13 protein-coding genes are annotated in these 11,967 nt (G+C 67.0%); 7 read left to right on the top strand and 6 right to left on the bottom strand.

Annotated elements, in window-relative coordinates:
• Positions 1 to 590 precede the first annotated feature (590 nt).
• The 3 genes from AB0P29_RS15475 to AB0P29_RS15465 all read right to left on the bottom strand — a co-directional run bounded on the left by AB0P29_RS15475 (position 591) and on the right by AB0P29_RS15465 (position 4,336).
• The gene (locus AB0P29_RS15475) at positions 591 to 1,307 is read right to left on the bottom strand and encodes a class II aldolase/adducin family protein (protein ID WP_062633823.1); all 717 of its coding nucleotides are present in this window, start codon (positions 1,305 to 1,307) and stop codon (positions 591 to 593) included.
• Positions 1,308 to 1,402: 95 nt separating this feature from the next.
• A complete protein-coding gene (locus AB0P29_RS15470; protein ID WP_062633824.1) occupies positions 1,403 to 2,608 on the bottom strand; it encodes a thiamine pyrophosphate-dependent enzyme in 1,206 nt (401 codons plus the stop codon).
• 273 nt (positions 2,609 to 2,881) lie between these two features.
• The gene (locus tag AB0P29_RS15465) at positions 2,882 to 4,336 is read right to left on the bottom strand and encodes an aldehyde dehydrogenase family protein (protein ID WP_062633835.1); all 1,455 of its coding nucleotides are present in this window, start codon (positions 4,334 to 4,336) and stop codon (positions 2,882 to 2,884) included.
• Between the two features lie 265 nt (positions 4,337 to 4,601).
• Here AB0P29_RS15465 and AB0P29_RS15460 point away from each other — a divergent pair, with 265 nt between their 5' ends.
• The 6 genes from AB0P29_RS15460 to AB0P29_RS15435 are packed head-to-tail and all read left to right on the top strand — an operon-like array spanning position 4,602 to position 9,232.
• Positions 4,602 to 6,044, top strand: coding sequence for a Rieske 2Fe-2S domain-containing protein (locus AB0P29_RS15460; RefSeq protein ID WP_228164524.1), 1,443 nt, complete (start codon positions 4,602 to 4,604; stop codon positions 6,042 to 6,044).
• A complete protein-coding gene (locus tag AB0P29_RS15455) occupies positions 6,041 to 6,631 on the top strand; it encodes a 3-phenylpropionate/cinnamic acid dioxygenase subunit beta (RefSeq protein WP_062633826.1) in 591 nt (196 codons plus the stop codon). Before AB0P29_RS15460 ends, AB0P29_RS15455 begins: the two co-directional genes overlap by 4 nt.
• Positions 6,628 to 6,972 (top strand): hypothetical protein, encoded by a 345-nt coding sequence (locus AB0P29_RS15450; RefSeq protein WP_085603657.1) that lies wholly within the window; start codon positions 6,628 to 6,630, stop codon positions 6,970 to 6,972. Before AB0P29_RS15455 ends, AB0P29_RS15450 begins: the two co-directional genes overlap by 4 nt.
• Complete coding sequence (locus AB0P29_RS15445) at positions 6,953 to 7,147, top strand: ferredoxin (protein WP_062633830.1); 195 nt, start codon at positions 6,953 to 6,955, stop codon at positions 7,145 to 7,147. Before AB0P29_RS15450 ends, AB0P29_RS15445 begins: the two co-directional genes overlap by 20 nt.
• A gap of 10 nt (positions 7,148 to 7,157) precedes the next feature.
• Positions 7,158 to 8,396 carry an FAD-dependent oxidoreductase gene (locus AB0P29_RS15440; protein WP_062633832.1) on the top strand — a complete coding sequence of 413 codons (1,239 nt, stop codon included), beginning with the start codon at positions 7,158 to 7,160 and terminating at the stop codon, positions 8,394 to 8,396.
• A complete protein-coding gene (locus tag AB0P29_RS15435) occupies positions 8,393 to 9,232 on the top strand; it encodes an aldo/keto reductase (protein WP_005050739.1) in 840 nt (279 codons plus the stop codon). The genes AB0P29_RS15440 and AB0P29_RS15435 overlap by 4 nt, the downstream gene beginning before the upstream one ends.
• Positions 9,233 to 9,331: 99 nt before the next feature.
• On the opposite strand, the gene AB0P29_RS15430 is transcribed toward AB0P29_RS15435, so the two are convergent.
• Together AB0P29_RS15430 and AB0P29_RS15425 are read right to left on the bottom strand one after the other, a co-directional pair.
• Positions 9,332 to 10,156, bottom strand: a complete 825-nt coding sequence (locus AB0P29_RS15430; RefSeq protein ID WP_005050741.1) for an IclR family transcriptional regulator — start codon at positions 10,154 to 10,156, stop codon at positions 9,332 to 9,334.
• Positions 10,157 to 10,294: 138 nt separating this feature from the next.
• Complete coding sequence (locus AB0P29_RS15425) at positions 10,295 to 10,660, bottom strand: hypothetical protein (RefSeq protein WP_062633834.1); 366 nt, start codon at positions 10,658 to 10,660, stop codon at positions 10,295 to 10,297.
• Positions 10,661 to 11,044: 384 nt separating this feature from the next.
• Here AB0P29_RS15425 and AB0P29_RS15420 point away from each other — a divergent pair, with 384 nt between their 5' ends.
• Positions 11,045 to 11,566, top strand: a complete 522-nt coding sequence (locus tag AB0P29_RS15420) for a hypothetical protein (protein WP_162303983.1) — start codon at positions 11,045 to 11,047, stop codon at positions 11,564 to 11,566.
• Here AB0P29_RS15420 and AB0P29_RS15415 read toward each other — a convergent pair.
• Positions 11,487 to 11,894 (bottom strand): hypothetical protein, encoded by a 408-nt coding sequence (locus AB0P29_RS15415; RefSeq protein ID WP_005050745.1) that lies wholly within the window; start codon positions 11,892 to 11,894, stop codon positions 11,487 to 11,489. The two genes, AB0P29_RS15420 and AB0P29_RS15415, sit on opposite strands and share 80 nt — an antisense overlap.
• Between the last annotated feature and the right edge of the window lie 73 nt (positions 11,895 to 11,967).

The following is an 11,967-nucleotide window of genomic DNA, read 5'->3' as shown; positions in this document are numbered from 1 at the left end:
GAGGCGGTGATACTCCCCGAGATCACCGCCGCCTAAACTAACGACAGCTGATCATCGCAACGAAGCGAAAGACCACCACTCAAACGGACGCGGCCCTACCGGGAGTCGAAGGTCCGAGTCTCGGAACGGCACCGGCGCCAGGTTGTCGTCGAGATCACGTTCGCTTCCCCCCATGACCTCATCCGGTGGGAGGACAGTAAGGAGCGGCAGGCGCACCTGCAACAGGCCGTGCCGCTCACGATCGGGCAGGCCCGTCCACTGACTCCGGACGCCCTCACCGGTGCAATCCCGACGGCCGGTCCCGCGCGCCCGCGGTGGTGGACGGCGCGATAACGCTGCACCCGAGCGCCCCGCCGAGACGATCCGGCGGGGCGCTCCCGTGTCCACCCCCCGGCCCGTCAAATGTCCGACCCCCCCTACTACTGTTGTGTGTGTCAGATACACAACATGGCGCGAGCCGTTAGGCGCGGGCGGCGTGTGCCGGCATGCCGGACCGCCCCACCAGGGGCGAACGGCCGGCTTCGCCGACGCGATGACGCGCCGGCCGCGAGCGGGCGGATTTGCTCAGCGCGCCTGGAGGAGGCGCGCTTTCAGACGCTCTCCCCGCGCCTGGCGTTGGCTCTCCAGATCTCCCAGGCCCTCGTGAGCTGCCCGTTGTTGGATTCCGCGGCCGCGGCGCCCTCTTCTGCGGTGAGGGCGGTGTAGCCGCCGAGCTGACCGGCCGTCACCTGTGCTCGGGCGTTGAGGTCCGCGTAGACCGCGCGGGCGACCGCCTGCGGGATCGAGTCGCCCACGGCGACGAATCCGTGTCCTCGCATGAGTGCGACCGCCGCGCCCCCGAGGGTCGCAGCAAGGTCCGCGCCGAGCGAACCGCTGCGGATCAGCAGGTCGCTGGAGGACCCGACGCTGTCACGGATCTCGAAGACCGGGACCGCTTCGCCGAGGAAGCCCGCCATGTGCCACACCGCCTGCAGAGGCGTCCTGGAGATGCTGAAGGGCACCATCGACGCGGAGTGGCTGTGGACAACGGCCTGGACATCGGCGCGTGCCCGGTAGATCTCGCCGTGGATGAATCGTTCGAGATAGCTCGGTCTGTCGTCCGCGGTCGTCCCGTCCAATCCGATCACCTGAATGTCGTCGGGCGTGACGAGGCCGGGGGCCAGGTTTCTGGAGATGAGGAACCTGCTCGGGTCGTCGGGGTCACGGACGCTCACGTGGCCGAAAGCATCGAGGATGCCGTGGCGGACGAGAATGCGATTCGCATCGACGAGATCCTCTCGAACCCCTAGTCGATCACCAGTTGACATCCTTCATCGCTCCCTACTGCAGACGTACGTGTCGCTGTCAGCCCGAACACGCGGCTCACTCACCGTATACGGCGCTGTCACTCCTGCTCGACATCTCACGCGAACGCCTGCCCGAAGACCCGGACATCGCCCATCGCAGACGCGACCTGGATCAGCGTCGGCCCATCCTCGGCGAACGCGGCGGCGAACGCGCTCTCGAGCTCCTCCGGGTTGGACGCCCGCCAAGACTTCAGTCCCAGGCTTCGGGCGTACGATGCGTGGTCGATCGGGGGCCGGAAGGTCCAGCGCATCGCATCCTCTGCGCCGGGCTCTCCGAGCGAGCTGCCCATCGCTCCCGTCACGGTCGCGACGTCCCGCCAGCCCCCGTTGTCGAGGACGAGGTAGACGACCGGAACGTCGTACGCGGCAGCGGTGTGGATCGCTGTGGAGTTGAACATGAACCCGCCATCGCCGAGGACGGCGATCACTCGACGATCGGGACGAGCCATCTGGATGCCGACCGCCGCCGGCGCGCCCCAACCCTGAGCACTCGCCTTCCCCGAGAGGCCGAAATACGTCCACGGTGCGCCATAGTCGACGAGTGTGTCGATGAAGCCCTCCGCGGATCCGCACTGGTTGACGACGATCGTCTCGGAGCCGCCGAGGCGATGGATGAGGTCCGCGATGTGGGCCGCCGATACCGCGCCATCAGCCTCGCCGAGCAGGCGCGACCGCAAGGCTTCGCGGCCCGCTTCCCAGCGCTCTCTGAGCCCTCGCACCCGCCCGCCCGAGCTCACGGGTACCGCTCCGCCTTCAGCGAGGCGATCGGCGACCGCATCGAGCAGGCGCCCGGGGTGGCTGAGGATGCCGACCTGACCTGCGTACTGCCGGCGCAGAGCGAGCGGGTCCACGGTGACCTGCACCACGAGGCTGTCACCGAAATCCGGCAGGGGCATCGCCAGCCCCTCGGTGAGCTCGGCGCCGAGGAGGACGACGACGTCTGCGCCCTCCAGTGCAGGGCTCGATGCGGTCAGCTTGCCGACGTACCTCGGATTGGTGTTCGGGAAGGCGAGGTCGGCGCCCTTGATCTCCCCGAGCACGGACGCGTCCACCAGGTCGGAGAGCCTTTCCAGCGCGGCAATCGCACCGTACCGCGCGACCTCTGTCCCCACCACGATGACCGGACTGGCCGCCGTCCTGAGAATCTGGGCGAGACGCTCTACCGCATCCGGATCGAGCGCCTCATGCAGATACTCGGTCACCGGTCCCGGGGTGAACTCGATCTCCTCTTCCAGAAAGTCCATCGGAATGCCGAGGTGCACCGGACCGTAGGGAGGGGTGGAAGCGATCTGGAACGCTCGCTCGAGGAACTCCGGAAGCCGCTCCGCCCGGGGGATCTCAGCCGACCACTTCGTGTACTGCTGTGTCGCCTCTGTGATGGCCCGGGGAACGTTTTCGGCGCCCAGGCATCCCTGCAGGCGGCCTTCGCCTCGACGGGGTTTGCCCGAGGCTGACGGGAACAGCGCCTCCCAGCACCGCCGGCATGGATCGCGCCGCGCTTGCTGCGACGACGTACAGCGCGCAGCGCTGCCCCCCTACGAGAGCAGAACGGTCACGGTCTTCGTCTCGGTGTACGAGATCAGTTCGTCGAGGGACTCCTCGCGGCCGATCCCCGAAGCCTTCACCCCTCCGAACGGCAGTCCCCAGAAGTGCCGGCTGCCACTGTTGACGAGGATGTAGCCGGCCTCGATCTGCCGGGCGACGACGTGGGCGCGCGTGACGTCGCGCGTCCAGATGCTCGAGGTGAGCCCGTACTGGACGCCGTTGGCGATCCGTACGGCCTCCTCGTCGGCGTCGAAGGTGGTGACGGAGAGGACGGGGCCGAAGATCTCGTTCTGCTCGACGAACGACCCGGGGCTGACACCGGTGAGCAGCGTCGGCTCGACGAACCACCCCTCATCGAGGCCGGCGGGACGGCCGCCGCCCGTCGCCACGGTGGCACCCGCCTTCCTGCCTTCGGCGATGGCGCTGATGGACTTCTGGAACTGTGCCTCCGACACGAGCGGGCCCATGTCCACGGACGGGTCCAGCGGGTCTCCCACCCGGATCGCGGCCATGCGCTCGGCGACCCGGCCGATCACTTCGTCGGCCACCGAGGAGTGCACGAGCAGGCGGCTCGTCGAGCCGCAGCTCTGTCCGGCGACCCACGTGAAGTTCATACCCGCGACGGCACCGGCCGCAGCCGCCTCCAAATCGGCGTCGGCGAAGACGATCTGAGCGTTCTTTCCGCCCAGTTCGAGCGACACGTGCTTGACTCCGGTCTCGGCTGCATCCCGCTGGATCGATTGCCCCGTCGCGGTGGACCCGATGAAACCGATCCGGCGGACCTCGGGATGACGCACCAGCGCGCGTCCGGTCACCGCGCCGCGACCGCTGACGGTGATCAACAGATTGTCCGGGAGGATCCCGACCGCGAGCTCGGCCAGGCGCAACGAAGACAGCGGCGTCTGGTCCGGGGCCTTGAGGACCACGGCGTTGCCGGCGACGAGGGGCGCGGCGACCTTCGCCGCCGCGAAGAAGAAGGGATGGTTGAACGCACCGATACGCGCGACCACTCCGTAGGGCACCTGCATGGTGTAGTGGAGGTTCGTGCTCACCGGAATCGTCCGGCCACCGAGGTCGAGCGCCATGTCGGCGAAGATCTCCATGAGTTCCGCCGCCGCGTCCACATCGCCCCTCATCATCGAGAGGGTGAACCCGCCGTCCAGTGCGTCGAGAGTGGCGAGCTCCTCACGGTGCTCTCGGATCGTCGCAGCGAGTTGCCGGATCACGGCGGCCCGGGCTCGGGGCGGCATCGCGCCCCAGGCCGGCTGCGCAGCCTGCGCCGCCGCCACCGCGCGCCCGACCTCCTCCTCGGAGAGGTCGGGGGCGGAGGTCAGGGGACGCCCGGTCGTGGGGTTCTCGACCTCGTAGCGCGCGGCACTGGCCCACGGCTTGCCATCGAGAGTGACGGTCCATTCCCGGTCTGCGACATCGGTCGACGGGCTCATCATTGACTCCTCGTTTCCAGCAGAAGCGGTTTCTGTGTTCCAGAGGAGCATGCCCACCCTCTGGGACGGGAGGATGGTCCTCGCAGCCGCGACGCATCGCCTCCTCCTCCGAGCGCGGCCGCGAAGGCCTTCCTCGGGCCCACTTGACGTAAGGCGCGCGTGTGTGGCAGAATCAATTTCTGCACATCAGAAACTATGCCTCGGCCCGCTTCGACGTGCGACGTCGGAGCGGTGTCGAAGCATTACACTACGGATAGGCGCGACGATGAGCACTTCCAGCATGACGATCTACGACGAGATCCGTCGCGGAATGATACCGGCGTACATCTACAACGACGCGGAGATCTTCGCGCGCGAACGAAAGAACCTTTTCAGCCGCGCCTGGCTGTTCGTGGGCCACGAGTCCGAGATTCCTCAGGCCGGCGACTACGTCGTCCGGCGAATACTCGACGACTCGTTCATCATCGTCCGCGACGAGAAGGGTGAGATCCGCGCCCACTTCAACATGTGCCTGCATCGCGGCATGCAGGTCTGCCGGGCCGAGATGGGGAACGCCTCGCACTTCCGCTGCCCGTACCACGGGTGGTCCTACCGCAACGACGGACGCATCGTCGGACTCCCCTTCCACGAGGAGGCCTACGGCGGCGAGGCCGGGTTCAGCCGAAAGGGCGCACGGCTCCTGCCGGCGCCGAACCTCGGTATGTACAACGGCCTGATCTTCATCAGCATGGACCCGGATGCGCCGAGCCTCGAGGACTACATCGGCGACTTCAAGTTCTATCTCGACTACTACACCCGGCAGAGCCCCAGCGGCATCGAGCTCCGGGGCCCGCAGCGGTGGCGCGTCAAGGCGAACTGGAAGATCGGCGCCGAGAACTTCGCCGGCGACATGTACCACACGCCCCAGACGCACACCTCGGTCGTCGAGATCGGGCTGTTCCGCGAGCCGAAGGCCGAGAAGCGCAAGGACGGCAACACATACTGGGCCGGCAACGGAGGCGGCACGACCTACAAGCTCCCGCCGGGCACGCTCGAGGAGCGGCTGCGGTACGTCGGCTACCCGGACGAGATGGTCGAGCGGATGAAGGCGACCTGGTCTCAGGAGCAGCTCGATGTCATCGGCCGCGACGGGTTCATGATCTCCGCGGCCTCGCTCTTCCCGAACATGTCCTTCGTCCACAACTGGCCCAAGGTCGAGGAGGGTTCGGACGAGGACGTGCTCCCGTTCATCTCCATCCGGACGTGGCTTCCGATCAGCGAGGACGAGACCGAGGTGTACTCCTGGTTCGCGGTCGACGCTGAGGCTCCGGAGGAGTTCAAGGCACTGTCGTACAAGGCCTACCTGATGTGCTTCGGGTCGACGGGCATGTTCGAGCAGGACGACGTGGAGAACTGGGTCTCGCTCACGAACACGGCGAAGGGATCAATGGCGCGGCGCCTGCTCCTGAACAGCCGCATGGGCATCCTCAAGGATGGATCGCCGGTCGTCGAGCCGCTCGGCCCCGACCAGTTCGCCGGCCCCGGCGTCGCGCACGTGGGCTACGGCGAGTACAACCAGCGCCATCTGCTCCACCGCTGGGCGGACTACCTGGAGTCGGAGTACGAGGGCGTCGACTTCCGTGCCCTGTCGATCGGCGGCGAGCCGCCACTGGATGTCGAGCCCCGACCTGCGGGCATCACGAACAATGGTCAGAAGGTGGTCCGATGATCGAGGAGACCGGCAAGGCAGTTTCCGAAGTCTCCCGGCTTCGCAAGTCGTCAACCCTCGCCGACCGGGTGGGCTCGTCCCTGCCCTTCACGAGCGAGCTGCACGCCACGATCCATCGCTGGCTCGTCGAAGAGGCCTACACTCTCGACCAGCAGCGGTATGAGAGCTGGCTGGACATGCTGACGGAAGACATCCACTACGTCATGCCCGTCCGCGTGACCACCGCACTCGGCACGCCCTTCAGCACGTCCCCCGGGATGGCGCACTGGGACGAGAACAAGTACTCGCTCAGCCGGCGCGTCGCACGGTTCCTTACCGAGCATGCCTGGACCGAGGACCCTCCGTCCCGGCTGCGTCACTTCGTGACCAACGTGCGGGTGTTCGAGACCGACGTGCCCGGCGAGGTGCTCGCCGACTCCGCGATGCTGCTGTTCCGCAGCCGAGGAGACGTGAACGAGCCGTCGATCATCTCCGCCCACCGGGAGGATGTGTTCCGTGACGTCGGAGGCGAGTACAAGCTCGCGCGCCGCGTCATCCTCGTCGACGAGTCGGTGCTGCGCACCCAGAACCTGGCGATCTTCCTGTGACCCTGGAGTGGGAAGGCGCCGACGTCGATCGGGCCGCCGCGATCGCCGCCGCCGAGGAGCGCGCACGTTTGGTCGCGCGCACCGTCGGCGAGCCGCTCACGATCGCCAACGAGTTCTCTGAGATCACGGTGAGCCGGGTCGAGACCCGCAACGGGACGCGTCTGCTCATCGACTCTCCGAAATCCGGACAATGGATCGCACTCGACCCGCTCGAGCTGGAGGCGCTCACCTGGCAGACCGTCCAGACGTTCTCAGCGATGATCGGGTCGCCGTACGCGCCCGTGTTCCCCGACCCCGACCCATCATCAACGAGGAATGACCATGGCCACGGTGAAGGCTGACCTCTCCCTCTGCCAGGGCTACGCGAACTGCGTCGTGGCCGCGGGAGACTACTTCGACATCGACGACGACGGCAAGGTCGTGCTCTTGCAGCTCGAGGTGCCGGACGCGGAGCGCACTCGCGTCGAGGAAGCCGCCCGAAGCTGCCCGGTCTCGGCGCTGTCTGTCGAGGGTTGAGCCGATTCGCATGTCTCACGTCGTCGTCGTCGGTGCTTCCGTCGCCGGAGTCAAGCTCGTACAGAATCTTCGTTCGGAGGGGTTCACCGGCGCGATCACGCTGGTGGACCAGGAGAGCCATCCCCTCTACGACCGTCCCCCGCTGTCGAAGAAGTACCTCAGCGGCGCCGCATCCGACCCGGAGATCGCGCTGACGACGGCGGAAGCGCTCGAAGGCCTGCGGGTCGAGACCCGTTTCGGCGTCGCCGCGACCGAGCTGGATCCTGCCGGCAAGACGCTGACGCTCGCCGACGGCAGCGAGCTGACCTACGACATCCTCGTCATCGCGACGGGTGCCCGAGCTCGCCGAACCCCGTGGGCTTCCACTCCCGGCGTCCACGTGCTGCGTACCCGCGCCGATGCCGACGAGCTGCGCAAGGAGCTCGTTCCGGGCCGCCACCTCGCGGTGGTCGGCGCCGGATTCATCGGCGCCGAGGCGGCCGCCACAGCGCTTGCGGCCGGTGTCAAGGTCACCATCATCGAACCGATCGGTGCTCCGATGGGCCGGGCGATGAATATGGAAGTGGGCGGTATCTTCGCGGAGAAGTACCGCAGGGAGGGTGCTGAGCTACGCTTCGGCGTCTCCGTCGAGAACGTCGAGCGCACGGGTGACCGCGTCCAGGTCACGCTCACCGATGGCGCGACGCTGGATGTCGACGCTGTCCTGCTCGGTATCGGAGCGGTCGTCAACACGGAGTGGCTCGAGTCGTCGGGCCTCGCGCTGGATAACGGTGTCGTCTGCGAAGGCACGCTTGCCGCCGTCGGCGTCTCCCACGTGTATGCGATCGGCGACGTGGCACGATTCATGAACCGACGGCATCCCGACCCGATCCGGTTGGAGCACTGGACGAGCGCGACGGATCAGGCGCTGATTGTCGCGCATAACATCGCTCACCCGGATGACCTGCGCAGCTACGACCCGACGGAGTATGTGTGGAGCGACCAGTACGACTGGAAGATCCAGATCGTCGGGCATACCGGATCTGATCACTGGACGATGGTGGGCGACCCTGCGCAGGACCGCTTCGCCGTCGTGTACGGCGAGAGCCAAGGGCAGGCCGAAGGTGCCGTCATCGTGAACTGGCCGCGTGCCCTCGTCGACGCCCGCCGCTCGGTCGCCTCGCGAGCGAAGGCGGACGAGCTGATACATCGGCTGCGCGCCCTCCTCGAGCCCTCGAGCACGGCTCCGGCGAAGGCGGCCGCCCGATGAGAGCTGACGACACCACCCTCCCCCTCCTGCACGGTCACCGCATCCCGCGAATCGGGGTGGGCACGTGGCCACTCACGGGAGACGAGTGCGCAACGATGGTCGAGAAGGCGGTCGGCTACGGTTACCGCCTGTTCGATACGGCGTACAAGTACGCGAATGAGGAGGCCGTCGGTGCCGGTCTGCGTGCATCGGGCATCCCTCGTGACGAGGTCTTCATCACGAGCAAGTTCAACAAGGAGGACCACAGCGTCGAGGGAGTGCAGCGCGCGTACGACCGATCGCTGAAGACCCTTCGCGTCGACTACCTCGATCTGTTCCTGATCCATTGGCCGGTTCCGGCCCTCGACCGATACGTCGAAGCGTGGAAGGGTCTGGTGAGACTGCTCGAAGAGGGACGAGTGAAGGCGATCGGCGTCTCCAACTTCAAGTCTCACCACCTTCAGCGCGTCGTCGACGCGACCGGTGTCGTCCCCGACGTCGATCAGATCCAGCTCAGCGTCGACATCGCCCGTGTCGAACAGCGCAGCTTCCAGCGCGCTCACGGCATCCTGACCGAGGCGTGGAGCCCGCTCGGACGCGGAGGAGCCCTGCTGTCCGATCCCGCGGTGACCGCGATCGCGTCGAAGTATGACAAGTCGCCCGCACAGGTCCTACTGCGCTGGCACATCGAGGAAGGGATCGTTCCCGTCCCGCGCGCCGGCGATGAGAAGCATCTCGCGCAGAACATCGACGTCTTCGATTTCACGCTCAGCTCGGAGGATATGGCGACGCTGAGTGGGCTGGATCAAGGCGAAGAAGCCGCCCGCGACCCGGACGATCCGGCCAACGGGCACTGAGGCCCACGGCGGCGGGTCGGTCGCTCCCGCAGCCACGCTCATCAGCGGCGTGTTCGCGTGCGCAGCGCATCCATGGGCGCTACGACGACCCGGGCCGGTTCACCCCAACAGTTCGGCGAGGCGGATCGCGGCGTCCTGCAGTGACCGCGCTAGGGACTTGACCTTGCCCGGCGGTAACCGCTGCACGGGCGCGGAGGCGTTGATCGCCAGTCGCAGTCCCGACGAGACGTGGACCGGGACCGCGACGCTCGCCACGCCGTCCTCGCTTTCCTGCCGATTCACGGCATAACCGTCCAGTCGTGTCCGAACCAGTTCGGCGACGAGTTCGTCTCGGGAACGTATGGAGTTCGGTGTGACGATCTCGAGCTGCTCGTCCGGGTACAGCCGGAAGAGCTGCTCGTCGCTCAGCTCGGCAAGCAGCGCCTTGCCGGTCGAGGTGCAATGCGCCGGCAGGGTCTTGCCCAGTCTCGAAACCACGCGCACGGCCACATCGGGCTCGGCAACGGCGAGGAATCGGACATGGTTGCCCTCGAGCGTGCCCAGGTGGCAGGTCTCACCGAGGGCGGCGCTGAGGTCCTCGAGGATCGGCTGCGCCAGTCTCGGGACATCCATCCTGCGCAGCACCGAGAAGGCCACCGTCGTCAGCGCCGGGCCAGGGCCGTAAGCCTTGGTCACCGGGTTCTGCCGCACGAAGCCGCGCCATGCCAGCATCGCGAGAAGTCGGTGCGCGGTCGAGGTCGCCACCCCGAGGAGGGCACCGGCGTCCGTGAGCCGCAGCTCGTGCTCCTCACCCAGCAGCAGGATCAGCTTCAGCGCGTTGTCGACCGACTCGATCGGATACTGGGGTGGATCGCCCGGCGACCCGAGCTGTCGATTCTGCACGGCAGAAAGCTTACTTGCAACGTGGGCGCGCTCCTCCTGCACCGCGCGCTCCGATGCCGACCCGACAGGCGGGAGGATCGTCTCCGCGGTGCCACTGCAGCCCGTGCCACCCCACGCCGCCCGCGTGGCTCCCTGTGACGGCCCCGACGGCCCAGGCGCTCTACGGTCGGAGCAGGACCTTCAGGCTGCTGGACGCGTCGCGGGACTGCTCGAAGGCGGCGGCGGCATCGTCGAAGGCGAACTCGTGGGTCGCCAGCGGCGACAGATCGATCCCCTGGGCGTCGGACGCCTGACGATCGACTCGAGGACGGCCTCGTACTCGCGATGAGCGATGGCGAACGACTGCGGGTGCCACAACTGATAGATGTGTAAGCAGCGTTCCGGGTAGGAGTCCACTACCCGCCCCAACGGGATGTCTGCACGCGCGACGCAGCAGCGGAGGAACGCGTGGTGCGCCACCAGCCAGGCGCCCATGTCACCGACTGCCAGCGCCGCATCCATTAGCGTCCCGTACTCGCGCGAAGCGCCGATCTCGGAGCGCAGCATCCGTCCACCGTCCGGCGCGCGCCTAAGGACTCCAGCTGAAGCCGGACACCGTAGAGCTGGTCGACCTCTTCTACGTCCGGGTGATACACCGTCGCTCGGCGATGGTATCGGCCTCGTTTGAGCCTTTCTTCCCGCAGCAAGCGAAACGCCTCGTGCAAATGACCTCCCCGTCGATCCAGGTCTTTCAACTTTCCATCCTGCGTGAGGCGGCAGTGGCGGTGACACTCCACTGCTCGGAAGAGCACTATTTCGCGCTATTGATCCGGACCCCGATGGTCGGAAGCTGTTCAGTGCCGCGTCATCGGCGCAATACGCTGGGAGACGGGGCTTCCTCTGCCCCGGGAGGACACCATGCAACCAGATAACCTCACGGTCACGGCTCGGGTGGCGCGCACAGCCGTCCCCGGGCGGCTGGACGATCTCACCGAGTGGGCGCATGGTTTCACCGGCCGGGCCCAGTCGTTCCCCGGCTACCGGGAGTCGAAGGTCCGAGTCTCGGAACGGCACCGGCGCCAGGTTGTCGTCGAGATCACGTTCGCTTCCCCCCATGACCTCATCCGGTGGGAGGACAGTAAGGAGCGGCAGGCGCACCTGCAACAGGCCGTGCCGCTCACGATCGGGCAGGCCCGTCCACTGACTCCGGACGCCCTCACCGGTGCAATCCCGACGGCCGGTCCCGCGCGCCCGCGGTGGTGGACGGCGATTTTAGTGTGGATCGCGCTGGTACCGCCTGCCATGTTCAACGCCTACTTCATCGCTCCGCTCCTGACCGGCCTGCCGCCGTACCTCCAGATCCTATGTACGACGCCACTGACCGTCGCGTGCGTCATCTGGGTGATGTTGCCTCTATTGCACGCGCTCGAGGAGAGCATCCGCCACTGGCTCGCGTGGCGGCGCGGGCGCTGAGCGTCTGCCCCATTAGGCGCTGTCGCGGCGGGCAAAGCCCTCTCCGCTCCCTCTTGTCAATCTTGCCTACCTTGGTGAGGGGCATGTCGTCGACGGCGATCAGCCGCTCGGGGTGCTTATGCTTAGCCACCCCGGCGGACTCCATGGCGGCGCGGATCCGTTCGAGCCCGAGCGGGCCGCCCTCCTTGAGACTCACGTAGACGCATACCCGCTCGCTGAACACGGGGTCGAGCATCGCGACGGCGGCCGCTAGATCGAAGCTGTCATAGCGGTAGACGAGGTCCTCCACCTCTTCGCACGAAATCTTCTCGCTGCCTCGGTTGATCATGTCGAGATGTAGCCATCCTCGGTGAAGGACCGCGCGTTCGTCTCAGGTGCGCGGTAGCATCCGCGCGGGGTGT

The organism is Microbacterium sp. NPDC080220 (assembly GCF_040686395.1).
Taxonomy (GTDB): domain Bacteria; phylum Actinomycetota; class Actinomycetes; order Actinomycetales; family Microbacteriaceae; genus Microbacterium; species Microbacterium gawkjiense.
Note: the sequence above shows the minus strand (reverse complement) of the source record. Positions and strands in the feature narration are given on the sequence as shown.